We start from the raw sequence: 17973 nt of genomic DNA, 5'->3' as shown, positions 1-17973 counted from the left end.
CGTGACGCTGTACCGCCCGGGGCGCGACGTCTTCCTGGCGTCGTCGCTCGAGGTCGCGCCCCGGCTCCTCGGCGCCGTGCTCCGGCACGAGACGCCCGAGGGCACGGTGGGGCTGCGGATCACGGAGGTCGAGGCGTACATCGGCGACGGCCTCGACCCCGGGTCGCACGCCTTCCGCGGCCGCACCCGGCGGAACGCGGTCATGTACGGGCCGCCCGGTCATCTCTACGCGTACTTCACCTACGGGATGCACGTGTGCGCGAACATCGTCTGTTCACCGGAGGGGGAGGCGTCCGCTGTGCTGCTGCGAGCGGCCGAGGTCGTCGAGGGGGAGGATCTCGCCGAACTGCGGCGCATCGGGACGAGCGGCCGCACCATCCCGCATCGCGACCTCGCGCGCGGGCCGGCGAGGCTGGTCGTCGCCGCGGGCATGAGCCTCGCCGACGACGGCGCGGATCTCTTCCTCCCGCCGTTCGAGCTGCTGCTGCCGACGGAGCAGGCGGAGTACTCCACCGGGCCGCGGACCGGGGTGTCGGGCGCGGGCGGCGGGGCGGCCTATCCCTGGCGCTACTGGCTGACCGGCGATCCGACCGTGTCGCCGTACAAGCGGCATCCCCGGTCGGACGACTGAGCGGATGGCGTCCGGGCCGGCGTCAGCCCGCGACGATCCGGAAGACGGCCGCGCAGGCGCACGCCCAGATGATGCTCGTCAGGGTGCCGATGATGAACCGCTCACGCGCCTCGGCCTCCTCGAGCTCCGTGAACCGGCCGACGCCCTTGATGGCGACCAGGACGGCCAGCCCCTCCGGGAAGCCGGCCATGATCGTGCCGGCGGCGGCCAGCCGCTCCAGCAGGCCGATGGTGGTCCCGCCGCGGAGCACCTCGCGGGTGGTCTCGCCTTCGGGCGTCATCGCCCGGACCAGGATGCCGCCGTGCGCGCTCGGCTCGGTCGTGCTCCGCGTCGCCAGGGCCAGAACGAGCTGGGAGACCGGCCAGCCGCCGAGGACGGCGAGGGCGAGGGCGGCGGCGCCGATCAGCAGGCGCAGCGCGAAGGGGGCGTGCTGCGCCGGGATGAGGACGACCACGAGAGAAGCGGCCAGCAATCCGGTCGCGCAATAGACCAGGGGGCGGCGCGGCGTCCGCAGGGTGGCGACGATGCAGCCGAGGGCGGCGAGCAGCAGGAGGAGCGCGAGCACCCAGAGCGCGTGCGGCGCCACCTGGTTCAGCAGCACGGGAACCGGCGGCCACGTCGTCATGCGTCCTCCTCGGGTGTCCGCCGATCGGCCTGGGCCGCGTCGGCACGTGCCAACAGCCTAGTCAGCGCGGGGATCGCCGCCAGCTCGGCGCGGATCGCCCCGGCCCGCGCGCGATCGCTGGCCGACTGCGGGGTGATGCCGAGGCGCGCGCCGGCCTCGGCCTGGGTCAGGCCGGACGAGACGAGGTCGTAGAGCTCCCAGCCGGCGGCCGTCCGGCCCTCGCGGATGGTCAGCAGCAGGACGAGCAGCGCCTCCGCGTCCGCCGCCGGCTCCTCGGCGGCGACGGCCTCGACGGCGAACCGCGCCGGGGAGCGCTTGGCACGCGTGACGGCGGTGCGCGCCGCGATGAAGGCGTCGCCGGTGGCCTCTCGGGTGCTCTCCGGGAGCGGCAGGCGAACGTCGCCGAGGCCGAGCCCCACGCTCCACGCGCCCTCGCGGGTGAGGTGGAGGACGAGGTCGAGGGCGGTGGCGGGATCGGCCGTCAGCGCCTGCAGTTCGTCCCCGGCGTTGCGGTCGGGCGGCAGGGCGAGGCGCTCGCCGTAGCGGTCGCGGATCGCCTCGAGTGCCGGGGCGACGATGTCGGCGCGGCGCCGGCTGTCGACCTGGTCGGCGGTGATCACGAACATGCGAGCTCCTCCATCAGGGCTGTGGGCCTGATGCCAACCGTATCAGGTCTCTGAGCCTGATGTCTAGGTGATCAGGCCTGTGGCCCTGATCCTGCTCCGGTTCCGCTCCGGCCCCGCGCCCCACCGGGCCGGAGACCCGCTGATAGCCTGAACGGGTGTCAGAAACCGCCCTCTCCCGCGACCCGAGCACCAGCGCACGCGACCTCCGTGCGCACGGCCTCGCCGCGCAGACCAACGACGCGTCCTTCGACGACGTCTGGGACGAGCTGAAGTGGCGCGGACTCATCCACGTGTCGACGGATGAGGCCGCCCTCAAGGAGCTCCTGGCCGGCGACCCGATCACCTACTACTGCGGCTTCGACCCGACCGCTCCGAGCCTTCACCTCGGCAACCTGGTGCAGCTGCTCACCATGCGCCGCCTCCAGCTCGCCGGCCACCGGCCGCTCGGACTGGTCGGCGGCTCCACCGGGCTGATCGGCGACCCCCGCCCGACCGCCGAGCGCACGCTCAACACCAAGGAGACCGTCGCCGAGTGGGTCGGCTACCTGCAGGCGCAGGTCACCCGCTTCCTCTCGGACGACGGCGAGAACGCCGTCCGGCTCGTGAACAACCTCGACTGGACCGCGCCGATGTCGGCGATCGACTTCCTGCGCGAGATCGGAAAGCACTTCCGGGTCGGCACCATGCTCAAGAAGGATGCGGTGGCCGCGCGCCTCAACTCCGACGAGGGCATCTCGTACACCGAGTTCAGCTACCAGATCCTGCAGGGGATGGACTTCCTCGAGCTCTACCGCCAGTACGGCTGCATCCTCCAGACCGGCGGCAGCGACCAGTGGGGCAACCTGACCAGCGGGACCGAGCTCATCCGCAAGGTCGAGGGCGCCCACGTCCACGCCATCGGGACGCCGCTGATCACCAACAGCGACGGCACGAAGTTCGGCAAGAGCGAGGGCAACGCGGTCTGGCTTGACCCGGCGCTGACGACGCCGTACGCCATGTACCAGTTCTGGCTGAACACCGACGACGACGACGTGATCGACCGGCTGAAGATCTTCACCTTCCTCACGCGGGCCGAGATCGAGGAGCTGGCTCAGAAGGTCGCCGACGAGCCGTTCAAGCGCGAGGCGCAGCGCCGGCTGGCCTTCGAGGTGACGGCGCTCGTCCACGGCGTCGCGGCGACCGAGGCGGCGATCGCGGCCTCCCAGGCCCTCTTCGGCCAGGGCGACCTCGCCGACCTCGACCCGGCGACGCTGGAGGCTGCGCTGCGCGAGCTCCCCAACACGACCACCACCGAGCCGTCGACGACGGTCGCGCAGGCGCTCGTCGACACCGGCTTGACGTCGAGCCTCGGCGAAGCCCGGCGTGCGGTCGCCCAGGGCGGCGTCTACGTCAACAACGGGAAGGTCGAGGATGCGGAGCAGCCGATTGGCTCCTCGGTGCTGCCCGGCGACATGGTCGTGCTGCGACGCGGGAAGAAGACGCTCGCCGGTGTCTTCGTCGCGTGAGCCTCTGACGTACGGTTGAGCCATGTCCGATGAACCGCAGGGATCGGCCGACCAGGACGGCCTCGTCGACCGGCTGGATGTGATCGAGGAGCAGCCGCTGGCCGTGCGGGCCGACGCCTACGCACAGCTCCACGAGCAGCTCCGACGCACCCTGGAGGGCGACGACGACCATGGCCGGGGCTGACCGCAGACTCGACGTCGCTCTGGCCGAACGCGGCCTCGCCCGCTCGCGATCGCACGCGGCCGCGCTGATCGCGGAGGGGCTGGTCACGGTCGACGGGCAGCCGGTGGTCCGTGCGGCCGCGAAGGTCGGCGACGGGCAGGAGCTCGTGGTCGCCGGCGCCGACCAGTACGTCAGCCGCGGCGCGCACAAGCTGATCGCCGCCCTGGACGGGTTCGGGGTGGACCCGTCCGGTCGGGTCGTGCTCGACGCCGGTGCGTCCACCGGCGGTTTCAGTCAGGTGCTCCTGGAGCGCGGGGCCGCCCGCGTGATCGCCGTCGATGTCGGACACGGCCAGCTCTCGCCCGCCCTGGCGCGGGAGGAACGGCTGGAGTCGTACGAGGGGGTCAACGTCCGGTCGCTCACCCCCGAGGTGCTCGCCGGCCTGACCGGGGACGATGCGCGCCCCGAGCTGGTCGTCGCCGACCTGTCCTTCATCTCGCTCACGCAGGTCCTTCCCGCGCTCGTGGCCACCGCCGTCCGCGGTGCGGACTTCGTGCTGCTCATCAAGCCGCAGTTCGAGGTCGGGCGTCAGGGTGTCCGCGAGGGCGTCGTCCGGGATGCCGGCTTGCGGGCCGACGCGGTGTCCGATGTGCTGTGGGCTGCGCACGACCTCGGCCTCGGGACGGCGGGCCTCATCCCGTCGCCGATCGCCGGAGGACACGGCAACCGCGAGTTCCTGGTCTGGTTCCGCGTGGGTGCTCCGGACCCCTCCGGCCTCCGCGACGAGGTCGTCCGGCTTTCGCGCTAGGTGAACGTTCTCCACAAACCTGGCCGCGTGGCCTCGCCCTCCGCGTGAAAACAGACAGAATGGGAGGACGGCTTTCGACAGGAGGGAACGTGACACTGATGGGTGCAGCGACGCGGTACATCCTCGTCGTCGCGCACACCGGTCGTCAGGACTCCCTCGAGGCGGGTGTCCGGGTGTCCCGGCAGCTGCTCGACGCGGGCGTCGTCCCGGTGCTGAGCGCCGATGAGCGACGAGATCTGCTGGAGGCCGATCCGTCGCTCGATGCGGTCGCCGTGCTCGGCGACGATGTCGCGCCGAGCGACCTCGAGCTCGTCATCGTCCTCGGAGGCGACGGCACGATCCTCCGTGCTGCCGAGCTGGTGCGCGGGTGCTCGGCCCCGCTGCTCGGCGTGAACCTGGGGCACGTCGGCTTCCTCGCCGAGAGCGAGCGCGACGACCTCGAGACCGCGGTCGCCCGCGGGCTCGAGAAGGACTACGAGGTCGAGGAGCGCATGACGCTGTCGGCGCGCGTCAAGGTCGGCCGCGAGGTCGTCTACGAGAGCTGGGCCCTCAACGAGGCCACGGTCGAGAAGGCCAGTCGCGAGCGGATGCTCGAGGTCGTGATCGAGGTCGACGGCCGTCCGATGTCGAGCTTCGGCTGCGACGGGGTCGTGATGTCGACGCCCACCGGTTCGACGGCGTACTCGTTCTCGGCGGGCGGGCCGGTCGTCTGGCCCGGGGTCGCCGCTCTGCTCCTCGTGCCGCTGAGCGCGCACGCCCTGTTCTCCCGGCCTCTCGTGGTGGATGCGGACTCCTCCCTCGCGGTCGAGCTGCTCGATCGCGCGGGCGGCGCCGGCATCCTGTGGTGCGACGGCCGTCGTCCCTTCGACCTCCCGCCGGGCGCGCGCGTCGTCGTCCGGCGCTCGCCCATCCCGGTGCGGCTGGCGCGCCTCCACCCGGGGCCGTTCACCGACCGCCTCGTGCACAAGTTCGACCTCCCCGTGACGGGTTGGAGGGGGCCGGTCGGTCGTGACTGACGCGCGCGGCGGCATCGAGGAGATCTCGATCAAAGACCTGGGCGTCATCGCGGACGCCTCCCTCCCGCTCGGTGCCGGCTTCACGGCGATCACCGGGGAGACCGGCGCGGGCAAGACCATGGTGGTGTCGGCGCTCGGCCTGCTGCTCGGCGAGCGCGCAGACACCGGGGCGGTCCGCCTCGGCAGTTCGCAGGCGTGGGTCGAGGGCCGCTGGCGCGTGCCATCGGCCGGCGACGTCGTCTCGCGCGTGCGCGACGCCGGCGGCGACGTCGACCCGATCGATGCGGAGGAGGCGGAGCTGGTGCTGAGCCGCTCCGTGTCCGCCGAGGGTCGTTCGCGCGCCGTGGTCGGCGGGCGGAGTGCGCCCGTCTCGGTGCTGACCGAGCTCGGCGAGCAGCTCGTCGTCGTCCACGGCCAGTCCGACCAGATCCGGCTGCGATCGGCGATCGCGCAGCGCGCCGCCCTCGACCGCTTCGCCGGCCCGCAATTCGCCGAGCAGCTCGGCACGTACGAGCAGGTCTTCCACCGGTGGCGCGACAACCGCGCCGAGCTCGACGAGCTGATCGCCGATCAGGACCGCCGCGCGCGCGAAGCGGAGGATCTGCGGGTCGCGATGGCCGAGATCGAGTCGGTCGCGCCGCAGCCGGGCGAGGACGACGAACTGGCCGAGCGCGCAGAGCGGCTCACCAACCTCGAAGACCTCCGGCTCGCCGCGGCCGCAGCGCGAGAACTCCTGAGCGCCGAGGAGTCGGAGGGCACGGACGCCCTGGGCCTGCTGGACAACGCCCGCCGTCAGCTCGAGCGGGTCGCGCCGCACGACAGCGCGCTCCAGCCCCTGTCCGAGTCGGTCGCAGAGGCCACGTACCTGATCTCCGACATCGCCGCCCAGCTGTCGACCTATCTCGCGACGCTCGACGCCGACGGCGCCCACGAGCTGGAGGTGGTGCAGGAGCGCCGCTCGGAGCTGGCGATCCTCATCCGCAAGTACGGTCCGACGCTCGACGACGTCATCCGCACGCTCGAGACGGGCAGCCTCCGCCTGCTGGAGCTCGACGGCGACGCCGACCGCATCGGCGAGCTGACGCAGGAGGTCGAGGCGGACGAGGCCCTGGTGGCCGAACTCGCCGCTGCACTGAGCGCCGAGCGGACCGAGGCCGCCGCCCGCCTGTCGGCGGCGGTCACCGACGAGCTCTCCGCGCTGGCGATGCCGGACGCCCGCATCGTCGTCGAGGTGACGCAGCGCGACGACGCCGACCCGCAGACCTACACCGCGAGCGGCCGCGACCAGGTCGCCATCCTGCTTCAGCCGCATCCCGGCGCCGAGCCCCGCCCGCTCGGAAAGGGCGCGTCCGGCGGCGAGCTGTCGCGCGTGATGCTGGCCATCGAGGTCGTCATCGCGGGCAGCGACCCCGTTCCCACCTTCATCTTCGACGAGGTCGACGCCGGCGTCGGGGGTGCTTCGGCCATCGAGATCGGGCGCCGGCTGGCGCGGCTGGCCGAGACAGCGCAGGTCATCGTCGTCACGCACCTGGCCCAGGTCGCCGCGTTCGCCGGCAACCACCTCACCGTGGTCAAAGGCAGCGATGGCGCCGTGACCGCGTCCTCCGTCCGCCGTCTCGACGGCGACGAGCGCATCGCAGAGATGGCGCGCCTGCTCTCCGGCCTCCCGGACTCCGAGAGCGGTCTCGCCCACGCCCGCGAGCTGGTCGACATGGCGTCGGCCGCGCGCCGCTGAGGTCAGCCGGGCCCCCAGCGGGTGATAGGCTATAAGCCCGTGGTGGATTATTCAGACGCGGGCACTCAGAACGGCACTACCAAGCACATCTTCGTGACAGGTGGTGTCGTTTCTTCGTTGGGCAAGGGCCTCACGGCCGCCTCTCTCGGCAACCTCCTGACGGCCCGCGGACTGCGCGTCGTCATGCAGAAGCTCGACCCCTACCTCAACGTCGACCCTGGCACGATGAACCCGTTCCAGCACGGCGAGGTGTTCGTGACCGACGACGGCGCAGAGACCGACCTCGACATCGGGCACTACGAGCGCTTCCTCGACATCAACCTCGGCCAGTCGGCCAACGTCACCACCGGGCAGATCTACTCCAACGTCATCGCGAAGGAGCGGCGAGGCGAGTACCTCGGCGACACCGTCCAGGTCATCCCGCACATCACCGACGAGATCAAGCGCCGGATGCGGCTGCAGGCGCAGCCCGGACCGGACGGCGAGCCCGCCCCCGACGTCATCATCACCGAGATCGGCGGCACCGTCGGCGACATCGAGTCGCAGCCGTTCATCGAGTCGGCCCGCCAGGTGCGCCACGAGCTCGGGCGCAAGAACTGCTTCTTCGTGCACGTCTCGCTGGTCCCGTTCATGAACGCGTCCGGCGAGCAGAAGACCAAGCCGACGCAGCACTCGGTCGCCGCGCTCCGCTCCATCGGCATCCAGCCGGACGCGCTCGTGCTCCGCAGCGACCGCCCGGTCTCCGACGGCAACAAGCGCAAGATCGCGCTGATGTGCGACGTGGACGAGCAGGCCGTCGTGAACGCCGTCGACGTCCCGAGCATCTACGACATCCCGACCATGCTCCACGAGCAGGGGCTCGACGCGTACATCATCGACCAGCTCGGCCTCGACAAGGCCGGCGACGTCGACTGGGACGGCTGGGCGCGCCTGCTGGAGTCGGTGCACGACCCGAAGCACGAGGTCACCATCGGCCTGGTCGGCAAGTACATCGATCTGCCGGACGCCTACCTCTCCGTCACCGAGGCCCTCCGCGCCGGCGGCTTCGCCCACCGCACCAAGGTGAAGCTGAAGTGGATCGCCTCCGACGAGTGCCAGACGCCGGAGGGCGCAGCAGCGCAGCTGTCGGATGTGGATGCGATCTGCGTGCCCGGCGGCTTCGGCGTGCGCGGCATCGAGGGCAAGGTCGGCGCGCTCCGCTTCGCCCGCGAGAACGGCATCCCCGCGCTCGGCCTCTGCCTCGGCCTGCAGTGCATGGTCATCGAGTACGCGCGGCACGAGGCCGGCCTCGGCGGCGCGTCCTCGTCCGAGTTCGACCCGGACACCGAGTTCCCGGTGATCGCGACGATGGCGGAGCAGGTCGACATCATCGCCGGGGGCGACCTCGGTGGCACGATGCGCCTCGGCCTCTACCCGGCGACGCTCGCCGATGGCTCCCTGGTCTCCGAGCTGTACGGCTCGAACGAGGCGTCGGAGCGTCACCGGCACCGCTACGAGGTGAACAACAACTACCGCGAGCAGATCGCCGACGCCGGCCTCTGGTTCTCCGGAACCTCGCCGGACGGCCACCTGGTGGAGTACGTCGAGCTGCCGCGCGACGTTCACCCGTTCTATGTCGGCACGCAGGCGCACCCCGAGCTCCGCTCGCGCCCGAACCGCGCGCACCCGCTCTTCGCCGGGCTCGTCGGAGCCGCCCTCGACCGCCAGAAGGCCAGCCTCCTGTTCGAGGTCGCTGAGGCGGACGCCGAGATGGTCGCCGAAGCCTGATGGCGGAGGACACCGGGACCGCGGAGATCACGGCCGCCGACCTGAACGACCAGCCGTTCCGTCCGGAGATCGTGTCGTCGGAGACGGTGTTCGACGGCGCGATCTGGAACGTCCGCCGCGACGTCTTCCTGTACAACGGCGACGAGATCACCCGGGAGTACGTGGACCACACCGGAGCCGTCGCCGTCCTCGCTCTGGACGACGACGGCCGCGTGCTGCTGATCCGGCAGTACCGGCACCCGGTGCGCCATCGCGACTGGGAGATCCCGGCCGGGCTGCTGGACATGACGGGGGAGAGCCCGCTGTCGGCCGCGCAGCGCGAGCTGGGCGAGGAGGCGGACCTCCGGGCGGACGAGTGGAACGTGCTCGCCGACGTGTTCACGAGCCCCGGCGGCAACGACGAGGCCATCCGCATCTACCTGGCGCGCGGCATCCACTCGACCGGGACCGCGTTCGCACGCGAGGCCGAGGAGGCCGACATCGAGGTGCGCTGGGTGCCCCTCGACGAGGCCGTCGATGCGGTGCTGCAGCGCCGGGTGCACAACGCCCCGCTGATCATCGCGCTGCTCACCGCCCGCACGGCGCGCGACGGCGGATGGACGACGCTCGGCTCGGCGGACGAACCCTGGCCGAGCCACCCCAAGCTGTCGAGATGACCGTCGCGGCCGATGTCGACGCCTTCCTGAGGCATGTCGCCATCGAGCGCGGCCTCTCGGCGAACACGGTCGCCGCCTACCGGCGCGACCTGGCCGTGTACGCGTCCTGGCTGGAGGAGCAGGGGATCGGGGATGTCGCGGTCGTCACCCCGGCCACCCTGTCGGCCTTCGCCGTGCACCTCGGCACGCGGGAGGAGTCGCCGCTGACGGCGTCATCCCTCGCCCGGATGCTGTCCACGGTCCGCGGATTCCACCGGTTCCTGCTCGAGGAGGGGCGCGTGCCGGCCGACGCCGCGCGCGACCTGCGGCCGCCCAAGCTCCCGAGCCGGCTCCCGAAGGCGATCACCGTCGACCAGGTGGCGGCGCTGCTCGCCGCCACGGACGGCGACGACGTCGCCGCGCTGCGAGACAAAGCGCTCCTCGAGCTGATGTACGCGACGGGCGCCCGGGTCAGCGAGGCCGTCGGACTCAACGTCGACGACGTCATCGACACCGACGTCGTGCGCCTGACCGGCAAGGGCAGCAAGCAGCGCATCGTGCCGCTGGGCGGCTACGCGCAAGCCGCCCTCTCCTCGTACCTGGTGCGCGCCCGGCCGGTGCTCTCGTCGAAGGGACGGGCGACGCCGGCGCTCTTCCTCGGCATGCGCGGCGCGCGGCTGTCGCGCCAGAACGTCTGGCTCATCATCCGGGCGGCCGCCGAGCGCGCGAAGCTCGACCAGGAGATCTCGCCGCACACCCTGCGGCACTCGTTCGCCACCCACCTGCTCGCCGGGGGAGCGGATGTGCGTGTCGTGCAGGAGCTGCTGGGCCACTCGTCCGTCGCGACGACGCAGATCTACACGCTGGTCACCGCGGACACCCTGCGCGACGTCTACACCGCCTCCCACCCGCGCGCCCGCTGACCCGCGACTGTGCGCACGCGGGCCCGCGATTCGCGCCGAACCGCATCCATTCGTGCCGAATCGCCGCGATTCGTCACGAATCGCCGGCCCCCCCTGATTCAGGAAAGGCCCGATTCGTCACGAATGGATGCGATTCGTGACGAATGGTCGCGATTCGTGACGAATGGTCGCGATTCGTGACGAATGGCGGCGCGCGGCCGAACGTCAGGCGGGCGAAACGCGGTGGCGGCGGCGGGGGGCGCGGCGGTGCAGCCAGACGTAGACGTTGCCGCCGTCGAGACCGGCGCGGCGCGTCCCGCCGAAGCCGAGCTTCGCGAGCACACCGAACGAGGGCGCGTTCCACGTCGCCACCGTCGCCCACAGGGCCGGGAACGCCGCGTCGAACGCCGCGTCCGCGACGGCAGCCGCGGCCTCGGTCGCGTAGCCGTGCCCGACATGGCCGCGCAGCAGCTCGTAGGCGATCTCCGGCTGGGATGCGCTGGCCCGTCCGACCACGAGCCCGCAGTACCCGACCGCTTCACCCGTCGAAGCGAGCTCGATCGCATACAGCCCGAACCCGAGTTCGTCGAACATCGCGCGCTGTGCGTCCAGCCGCTCCCGCTCGTCCTCCAGCGACCCCGCCGCCCGGCCGAGGGGATGCTCGGCGAGCAGCGCCAGGTTCCACTCGGCGTCGCGCCCGTCGCGCGGGCGCAGACGCAGGCGCGGAGTCTCGAGAGCGGACGGCATCGGCTGCACGCCGCCAGCGTACCGAACCGCCGGGCGCGCGCCCCGCAAGCGGGGCACGGCGCGGATAGACTGTCCCCTTGAAAGACCGGCAACGAGAGGGACGAGGAACACCCAGGTGACGCGCAACGACGAGGTCGAGACCGAGCTGCCGGGCATGGATGCCGCATCCATCGCCCCGAAGCCCGGACCCACCGGTCGGCCGCTCCGTGCGTTCCCGGTGCCCGCTCCGCTCAAGCAGCACGGCCCCGCGAAGATCATCGCCCTGTGCAATCAGAAGGGCGGGGTCGGCAAGACGACGACCAGCATCAACCTGGGCGCATCGCTCGCCGAGTACGGCCGCCGCGTCCTCGCGGTCGACTTCGACCCGCAGGGCGCGCTGTCCGCGGGTCTCGGAGCGCACACCCACGACGCGACGACCATCTACGACCTGCTGCTGAACCGCAACGCGGACGTGCACGGCGCGATCCAGACCACGTCGACGCCCGGGCTCGACATCATCCCGGCCAACATCGACCTGTCCGCGGCCGAGGTGCACCTCGTCAACGAGGTCGCCCGTGAGCAGATCCTCGCCGGCGTGCTGCGCAAGGTCGCGAACGACTACGACGTGATCCTGGTCGACTGCCAGCCGTCGCTCGGCATCCTCACCGTCAACGCCCTCACCGCCAGCCACGGCGTCCTCATCCCGCTCGAATGCGAGTACTTCGCCCTGCGCGGCGTCGCGCTGCTCATCGAGACCATCGACAAGGTGCGCGAGCGGCTGAACCCCGCGATCGAGCTGGACGGCATCCTCGCCACCATGTACGACTCTCGCACGCTGCACTCGCGCGAGGTGCTGGAGCGCGTCGTCGACGCGTTCGGCGACCGCGTCCTCGAGACGGTCATCTCGCGCACCGTGAAGTTCCCGGACGCCTCGGTCGCGGCCACCCCGATCACGCAGTTCGCGCCCGAGCACCAGGCGGCGGAGGCGTACCGCCAGCTGGCGCGGGAACTGGTGTTCCGTGGCGCCGTCGCCTGAGATCACCGAGCCCGAGAACGAGGCGCAGGCCGAGTCCGCAGGATTCCGCGTCTCCCTCGGCGACTTCGAGGGCCCGTTCGACCTGCTGCTCTCGCTCATCACCAAGCACGAGCTCGACATCACCGAGATCTCGCTCAGCCGGGTGACCGACGAGTTCATCGCGTACCTCCGCCAGCTCGACACCGACGAGAGCCTCGACGAGGCCAGCGAGTTCCTCCTCGTCGCCGCGACCCTGCTCGACCTGAAGGTGGCCGGGCTGCTGCCGCAGGGGGAGCTGGTGGATGCGGAGGACGTCGCCCTGCTCGAGGCGAGGGATCTCCTGTTCGCCCGGCTGCTGCAGTACCGCGCCTTCAAAGAGGCGTCCGCCTGGTTCGCCCAGCAGCTCGAGGCCGAGGGCGCCCGTCATGCCCGGCTGGTGCGCCTGGAGGACAAGTTCCGCCAGCGCACTCCGGAACTGGTGTGGACGCTGAGCCTCGACGACTTCGCTGCTCTCGCCACCCTCGCGATGACGCCGCGCGAGGTCCCCGTCGTCGGGCTCGACCACCTGCACGCTCCGCTCGTCAGCATCCGCGAGCAGGCCGCCGTCGTCGTCGGGATGCTGCGCCGCGGCGAGCCGATGAGCTTCCGGCAGCTGGTGGCCGGCGCCGAACAGAAGGGGGTCGTCGTCGCGCGGTTCCTGGCGGTGCTGGAGCTGTACCGGCGGGCGGCGATCGCCTTCGAGCAGCTGGAGCCGCTGGGCGAGCTGACACTGAGATGGACGGCCGAGCACTGGTCGGAAGAGAACCTGTCGAATCTGGGAGCCGACTATGACGGTTGAGAACACGGCCGAGGCCACGGAGGTCGGAGAGGCCACCGAGGTGACCGACACGACGGAGGTCCCCGCGCCGGTCGAGGACGCGCAGATCGAGCGGGCGCTCGAGGCGATCCTGATGGTGGCCGACGAGCCGATGAGCGTCGTCACGCTCGCGACGGCCGTCGGAGCACCGGTGAAGCGCGTCCGCGCTGCCCTGGCCGCCATCGTGGCCGACTTCGACGGAGAGGGCGGCGGCGTCCGCCGCGGCTTCGAGCTGCGCGAGGTGGGCGGGGGATGGCGCATCTACGTCCGCGAGGAGTTCGACCACGTCGTCGCCGACTACGTGCTGCAGCAGAACCCGACCAAGCTCTCCCAGGCGGCGCTCGAGACCCTGGCGGTGATCGCGTACAAGCAGCCGATCAGCCGCGGCGCCATCGCCTCCATCCGGGCCGTGAACGTGGACTCGGTGGTGCGCACGCTGCTCGGCCGCGGCCTCATCACCGAGCTGTTCACCGACAGCGAGACCGGCGCCATCAACTACGGCACCACCGACCTGCTGCTCAGCCAGCTGGGCATCAACTCCATCGACGAGCTGCCGAAGATCTCGCCGCTGCTCGCCGACGGTGCGGACGGGTTCGAGGGCGATGTCCGCTGATTCCGCGCAGGGCGAGCGCCTGCAGAAAGTGATGGCGGCCGCCGGCGTCGCGTCGCGCCGGGTATCGGAGGACATGATCGTGGCGGGCCGCGTGACGGTCAACGGGACGGTCGTCCGCGAGCTCGGGACGCGCGTCGACCCGCTGGTGGACCAGGTGGCGGTCGACGGCACGGCGGTCCAGCTGGACACCTCCCGCCGCTACGTGATGCTCAACAAGCCGGTCGGCGTCGTCAGCTCGATGCGCGACGAGCAGGGCAGGCCCGACCTGTCGCGTTTCACCGCGGACTATCCGGAGCGGCTGTTCAACGTCGGGCGGCTGGATGCGGAGACCTCCGGCCTGCTCATCCTCACCAACGACGGCGAGCTGGCGCACGTGCTCGCACATCCGTCGTTCGGTGTCACCAAGACGTACATCGCGCGCGTGCGCGGCGTCGTCACGCCCCAGACCATCGGCCGGCTGACGAAGGGGGTCGAGCTGGAGGACGGGCCGATCGCCGCGGACAAGGCCAAGCTGCTCCAGTCGAACCCCCGCGGCGACGACTCGCTGGTGGAGATCACCCTGCACTCCGGCCGCAACCGCATCGTGCGGCGGATGCTCGCCGAGGTCGGGCATCCCGTCATCGAACTGGTGCGCCGCCAGTTCGGCCCGCTGCACCTCGGGACGCTGAAGTCCGGACAGCTGCGCGACCTGACCGCGGCGGAGCTCGGCCGGTTGCTGACGATCTCGCGCGAGAACCGGCCGTCCGGCTCGTAGCGGACGGCCGCCGCGGAATCGGAGGACGTTCGGCGGGTGCGCGCTGCAGCGACCTCCGTTACTTGCACGTCGTTGGCGTGTCGCCGTGGGACTCCTCCTTTCGCGCGCATCCGTCTCGGCTGCGGCGAAGGGAGGAATCCTCCTGCGGCGCGCCGGGGGCACGCCGGAAACGGAGGGTATCCGCGACGGATATCGCCGGAGCCTCCTCCCAGACCGATCGAGTGCGAAAACGGGCGGCACGCGCTGGCTAAGGTGGACGGGTGACTGACATCTCCGCCCGCCTCTCCGGCCCCGTCCGCGTCGTCGGCGCGGGGCTGCTCGGCGCCTCCGTCGGACTCGGGCTGCGCGCCCGGGGCGTCGACGTGCTGCTCGCCGATGCGTCGCCCGCGCACCTGCGGCTGGCGGCGGACTATGGGGCGGGCCGGCTCGACGACGGGGGAGCGGAGCCGTCGCTCATCGTGGTCGCGGTGCCGCCGGACCTCACCGGGACCGTCGTCGCGGACGAGCTGGCCGCGCATCCCGACGCCATCGTCACCGACGTCGCGAGCGTGAAGGTCGCTCCACTCTCCGAGCTGCAGGCCGCCGGGGTGGACCTGGCGCGCTACGTCGGAGGCCACCCGCTGGCCGGGCGCGAGCGCGGCGGCCCATCGTCGGCGCGCGCCGACCTGTTCATCGGGCGGCCCTGGGTCGTGGCCGCTCGGCCCGAGAATCCGCGGGCGGCCGTCAGCCTCGTCGAAGCGCTCATCCTCGACCTCGGCGCCACGCCCGTCGAGATGGATGCGGCCGAGCACGACGCCGCCGTCGCACTCGTCTCGCACGCTCCGCAGCTCGTCTCGTCCCTCATGGCGAAGCGCCTGGCGGACTCGCCGGACACGGCGCTCGCCCTCGCGGGTCAGGGCGTCCGCGACGTCACCCGCATCGCCGCCAGCGAGCCGGAACTGTGGGTGCAGATCCTCGGCGCGAACGCGCCCGCCATCGTCGAGATCCTGCGCGCCTACCGCGACGACCTCGACCGCGTGCTGGTCGCCCTCGGCGACGTCGACGCCGCCGGAGCCCGCCGCACCATCGCGGAGGAGATCGCCGGCGGCAACATCGGGGTGTCCCGGCTCCCGGGCAAGCACGGCCAGGACCGGAAATATTCGCGCTTCGTGGTGATGGTGGAGGACCGCCCGGGCGAGCTCGCCCGCCTGCTGCACGAGCTCGGCGACCTCGGCGTCAACATGGAGGACCTGCGCCTGGAGCACTCGCCCGGCGCCGCCTTCGGCCTCGCCGACATCGCCGTGCTGCCCGAGGTGCTGCACCGCACCGTGGAAGACCTGACCGAACGTGGATGGAGGATCACCGGATGACCGAGACGATCGTGGTCGCGGTCGACGGACCGGCCGGCAGCGGCAAGTCGAGCGTGAGCAAGGCGGCCGCCCGGCGGCTCGGCTGGGCCTACCTCGACACCGGCGCCGCGTACCGTGCCCTCAGCTGGTACATCGTGGAGCGGCAGGTCGACCCGACCGATGCCGCGGCGGTGATCGACGCGCTCCCCGACTTCGACTACCGGATCGGCACCGACCCCGCCACCTCCCACGTGTACGTGGGCGACACCGACGTGACCGAGGCGATCCGGACCCCGGAGGTGACCGCCGTCGTCAGCGCGATCGCCCGCGTCCCGGAGGTGCGGGCGTTCCTCACCGGGCTGTTCCGCGACATCATCCGGAGGACCGACCGCGACGGCATCGTCGTCGAGGGGCGCGACATCACGACGGTGGTCTGCCCGGATGCGCCGGTGCGCATCCTGCTGACCGCCGACGAAGCCGTTAGAATGGCCAGGCGTTCCGCCGAGCTGGCCGGCCATTCCGCCGCCCACGTCGGCGAGGCACTCCGGAGACGCGACGAGGCCGACGCCCGTGTCGTCGACTTCATGAACGCCGCGGACGGTGTGACCACCGTCGACTCCACCGACCTCGACTTCGACCAGACCGTCGACGCGGTCATCCAGGTCGTACAGAAAGCAGCCCATGTCTGACATCGAAAACGAGCCGACCGGCGACGACGACCTCGTCACCCGGCTTTCCGCGCTCGACGAGGAACTCGCCGTCCAGCGCGCCAACGCGCTGCGCAGCGGTCTCGAGGAGTACGAGCTCGACGAGAGCGACCTCGACATCCTCGAGGTCGCCGGCGAGGACGTCGACGGCATCACCTACCTCCCGGCCCTTCCGGTGCTCGCGATCGTCGGGCGGCCGAACGTCGGCAAGTCCGCGCTCGTGAACCGCATCCTCGGCCGCCGCGAGGCCGTCGTCGAGGACACCCCCGGCGTGACCCGCGACCGTGTGTCGTACCAGGCCGAGTGGAACGGACGCCGGTTCACCCTGGTGGACACCGGTGGATGGGAGCCCGACGCCCGCGGGATCGACGCGTCCGTCGCCGCGCAGGCCGAGGTCGCCATCGACCTCGCCGACGCCGTTCTCTTCGTCGTGGATGCGACGGTCGGCGCCACCTCGACCGACGAGCACGTCGTGCGCCTGCTCCGCAAGACCAAGAAGCCCGTGTTCCTCGCTGCGAACAAGGTCGACGACGCGCGCCAGGAGCCGTACGCGACCGAGCTGTGGTCGCTGGGGCTCGGCGAGCCGCATCCCGTCTCCGCACTGCACGGCCGCGGTGTCGCCGACCTGCTGGACGAGCTCCTGAAGGCGCTGCCCGAGGTGTCTGCGGTCGCGAAGCAGGAGGTCGGCGGCCCGCGCCGAGTGGCCATCCTGGGCCGCCCGAACGTCGGCAAGTCGTCGCTGCTCAACAAGGCGGCCGGAGAAGAGCGCGTGGTCGTCAACGAGCTCGCGGGCACCACCCGCGACCCGGTGGACGAGCAGGTCGAGCTCGGCGGCCGCATCTGGCGGTTCGTCGACACGGCCGGCATCCGCCGCCGCGTCCACCTGCAGCAGGGCGCCGACTTCTACGCGTCGCTCCGCACCTCCACCGCGCTGGAGAAGGCGGAGGTCGCCGTGGTCGTCCTCGACGTCAGCGAGCCGATCAGTGAGCAGGACGTCCGGATCATCGACCTCGTGCTCGAGTCGGGCCGCGCGCTCGTGCTCGCGTTCAACAAGTGGGACCTCTTGGACGACGACCGGCGCCGCTACCTGGAGCGCGAGATCGAGCAGGACCTCGCGCACGTCTCCTGGGCGCCGCGCGTCAACATCTCCGCGCGCACCGGGCGTCACCTCGAGAAGCTCGTCCCCGCCCTGGAGCTCGCGCTCGACTCGTGGGACACGCGCATCCCGACCGGCAAGTTCAACGCGTTCCTCGCCGAGCTCACCGCCGCGCATCCGCACCCGGTCCGCGGCGGGAAGCAGCCGCGCATCCTGTTCGGCACGCAGGCGTCGAGCCGCCCGCCGACATTCGTGGTGTTCACGACCGGGTTCCTCGACCCGGGCTACCGGAGGTACATCATCCGTCGCCTCCGCGAGGTCTACGGCTTCGAGGGCACTCCGATCGTCCTCAACATGCGCGTCCGCGAGAAGCGCAAGCGCTAGCCCCGCCCCCGTCGAGTACGCAAAAACTGCACACAGAACTGCCCCGCAGCGTGCAATTTGTGCGGACTCGACGGTTGGACG

The 17973-nt window shown here is 71.5% G+C and carries 19 protein-coding genes; 16 read left to right on the top strand and 3 right to left on the bottom strand.

Annotated elements, in window-relative coordinates:
* Position 1 precedes the first annotated feature (1 nt).
* Positions 2-631, top strand: coding sequence for a DNA-3-methyladenine glycosylase (locus BLW09_RS12220; RefSeq protein ID WP_089912986.1), 630 nt, complete (start codon positions 2-4; stop codon positions 629-631).
* A gap of 22 nt (positions 632-653) precedes the next feature.
* Here the strand turns inward: BLW09_RS12220 and BLW09_RS12215 are convergent, their stop codons facing one another.
* Entirely contained in the window at positions 654-1256 is a 603-nt protein-coding gene (locus BLW09_RS12215) for a hypothetical protein (RefSeq protein WP_089912983.1), read from the bottom strand.
* Positions 1253-1882: a DNA-binding protein gene (locus BLW09_RS12210; protein ID WP_089912980.1), complete on the bottom strand. Its 630-nt coding sequence runs from the start codon at positions 1880-1882 to the stop codon at positions 1253-1255. Before BLW09_RS12210 ends, BLW09_RS12215 begins: the two co-directional genes overlap by 4 nt.
* 155 nt (positions 1883-2037) lie before the next feature.
* Here BLW09_RS12210 and tyrS point away from each other — a divergent pair, with 155 nt between their 5' ends.
* The 8 genes from tyrS to xerD all read left to right on the top strand — a co-directional run bounded on the left by tyrS (position 2038) and on the right by xerD (position 10434).
* Positions 2038-3387, top strand: a complete 1350-nt coding sequence (gene tyrS, locus BLW09_RS12205) for a tyrosine--tRNA ligase (RefSeq protein WP_089912977.1) — start codon at positions 2038-2040, stop codon at positions 3385-3387.
* Between the two features lie 22 nt (positions 3388-3409).
* Positions 3410-3571: a hypothetical protein gene (locus BLW09_RS19080; RefSeq protein ID WP_172824205.1), complete on the top strand. Its 162-nt coding sequence runs from the start codon at positions 3410-3412 to the stop codon at positions 3569-3571.
* Entirely contained in the window at positions 3558-4358 is an 801-nt protein-coding gene (locus BLW09_RS12200; protein WP_089912974.1) for a TlyA family RNA methyltransferase, read from the top strand. The genes BLW09_RS19080 and BLW09_RS12200 overlap by 14 nt, the downstream gene beginning before the upstream one ends.
* 98 nt (positions 4359-4456) lie before the next feature.
* Complete coding sequence (locus BLW09_RS12195) at positions 4457-5374, top strand: NAD kinase (RefSeq protein ID WP_089912972.1); 918 nt, start codon at positions 4457-4459, stop codon at positions 5372-5374.
* The gene (gene recN, locus BLW09_RS12190) at positions 5367-7109 is read left to right on the top strand and encodes a DNA repair protein RecN (protein WP_089912970.1); all 1743 of its coding nucleotides are present in this window, start codon (positions 5367-5369) and stop codon (positions 7107-7109) included. The genes BLW09_RS12195 and recN overlap by 8 nt, the downstream gene beginning before the upstream one ends.
* Before the next feature lie 39 nt (positions 7110-7148).
* Positions 7149-8876 (top strand): CTP synthase, encoded by a 1728-nt coding sequence (locus BLW09_RS12185; RefSeq protein ID WP_269457890.1) that lies wholly within the window; start codon positions 7149-7151, stop codon positions 8874-8876.
* Entirely contained in the window at positions 8876-9532 is a 657-nt protein-coding gene (locus BLW09_RS12180) for an NUDIX domain-containing protein (protein ID WP_089912967.1), read from the top strand. Before BLW09_RS12185 ends, BLW09_RS12180 begins: the two co-directional genes overlap by 1 nt.
* Positions 9529-10434: a site-specific tyrosine recombinase XerD gene (gene xerD, locus BLW09_RS12175; protein WP_089912964.1), complete on the top strand. Its 906-nt coding sequence runs from the start codon at positions 9529-9531 to the stop codon at positions 10432-10434. The genes BLW09_RS12180 and xerD overlap by 4 nt, the downstream gene beginning before the upstream one ends.
* 204 nt (positions 10435-10638) lie before the next feature.
* Here xerD and BLW09_RS12170 read toward each other — a convergent pair whose 3' ends face one another.
* Positions 10639-11160, bottom strand: coding sequence for a GNAT family N-acetyltransferase (locus BLW09_RS12170; RefSeq protein ID WP_218857180.1), 522 nt, complete (start codon positions 11158-11160; stop codon positions 10639-10641).
* Between the two features lie 115 nt (positions 11161-11275).
* Here BLW09_RS12170 and BLW09_RS12165 point away from each other — a divergent pair, with 115 nt between their 5' ends.
* The 7 genes from BLW09_RS12165 to der all read left to right on the top strand — a co-directional run bounded on the left by BLW09_RS12165 (position 11276) and on the right by der (position 17892).
* Positions 11276-12175: a ParA family protein gene (locus tag BLW09_RS12165; protein ID WP_089912958.1), complete on the top strand. Its 900-nt coding sequence runs from the start codon at positions 11276-11278 to the stop codon at positions 12173-12175.
* Complete coding sequence (locus BLW09_RS12160; protein ID WP_089912955.1) at positions 12159-12992, top strand: segregation and condensation protein A; 834 nt, start codon at positions 12159-12161, stop codon at positions 12990-12992. The genes BLW09_RS12165 and BLW09_RS12160 overlap by 17 nt, the downstream gene beginning before the upstream one ends.
* Positions 12982-13623, top strand: coding sequence for an SMC-Scp complex subunit ScpB (gene scpB, locus BLW09_RS12155; RefSeq protein ID WP_089912952.1), 642 nt, complete (start codon positions 12982-12984; stop codon positions 13621-13623). Before BLW09_RS12160 ends, scpB begins: the two co-directional genes overlap by 11 nt.
* Entirely contained in the window at positions 13613-14377 is a 765-nt protein-coding gene (locus BLW09_RS12150) for a pseudouridine synthase (protein WP_089912950.1), read from the top strand. The genes scpB and BLW09_RS12150 overlap by 11 nt, the downstream gene beginning before the upstream one ends.
* Before the next feature lie 260 nt (positions 14378-14637).
* Positions 14638-15726, top strand: a complete 1089-nt coding sequence (locus BLW09_RS12145; RefSeq protein ID WP_089912947.1) for a prephenate dehydrogenase — start codon at positions 14638-14640, stop codon at positions 15724-15726.
* Positions 15723-16394 (top strand): (d)CMP kinase, encoded by a 672-nt coding sequence (cmk, locus tag BLW09_RS12140; RefSeq protein WP_089912945.1) that lies wholly within the window; start codon positions 15723-15725, stop codon positions 16392-16394. The genes BLW09_RS12145 and cmk overlap by 4 nt, the downstream gene beginning before the upstream one ends.
* Positions 16387-17892, top strand: coding sequence for a ribosome biogenesis GTPase Der (gene der, locus BLW09_RS12135; protein ID WP_089912942.1), 1506 nt, complete (start codon positions 16387-16389; stop codon positions 17890-17892). The genes cmk and der overlap by 8 nt, the downstream gene beginning before the upstream one ends.
* Positions 17893-17973 lie beyond the last annotated feature (81 nt).

It is taken from the genome of Leifsonia sp. 21MFCrub1.1, assembly GCF_900107895.1.
Classification (GTDB): domain Bacteria; phylum Actinomycetota; class Actinomycetes; order Actinomycetales; family Microbacteriaceae; genus Leifsonia; species Leifsonia soli.
The sequence above is the reverse complement of the archived record's forward strand: the minus strand, read 5'-3'. Positions and strand labels throughout refer to the sequence as shown.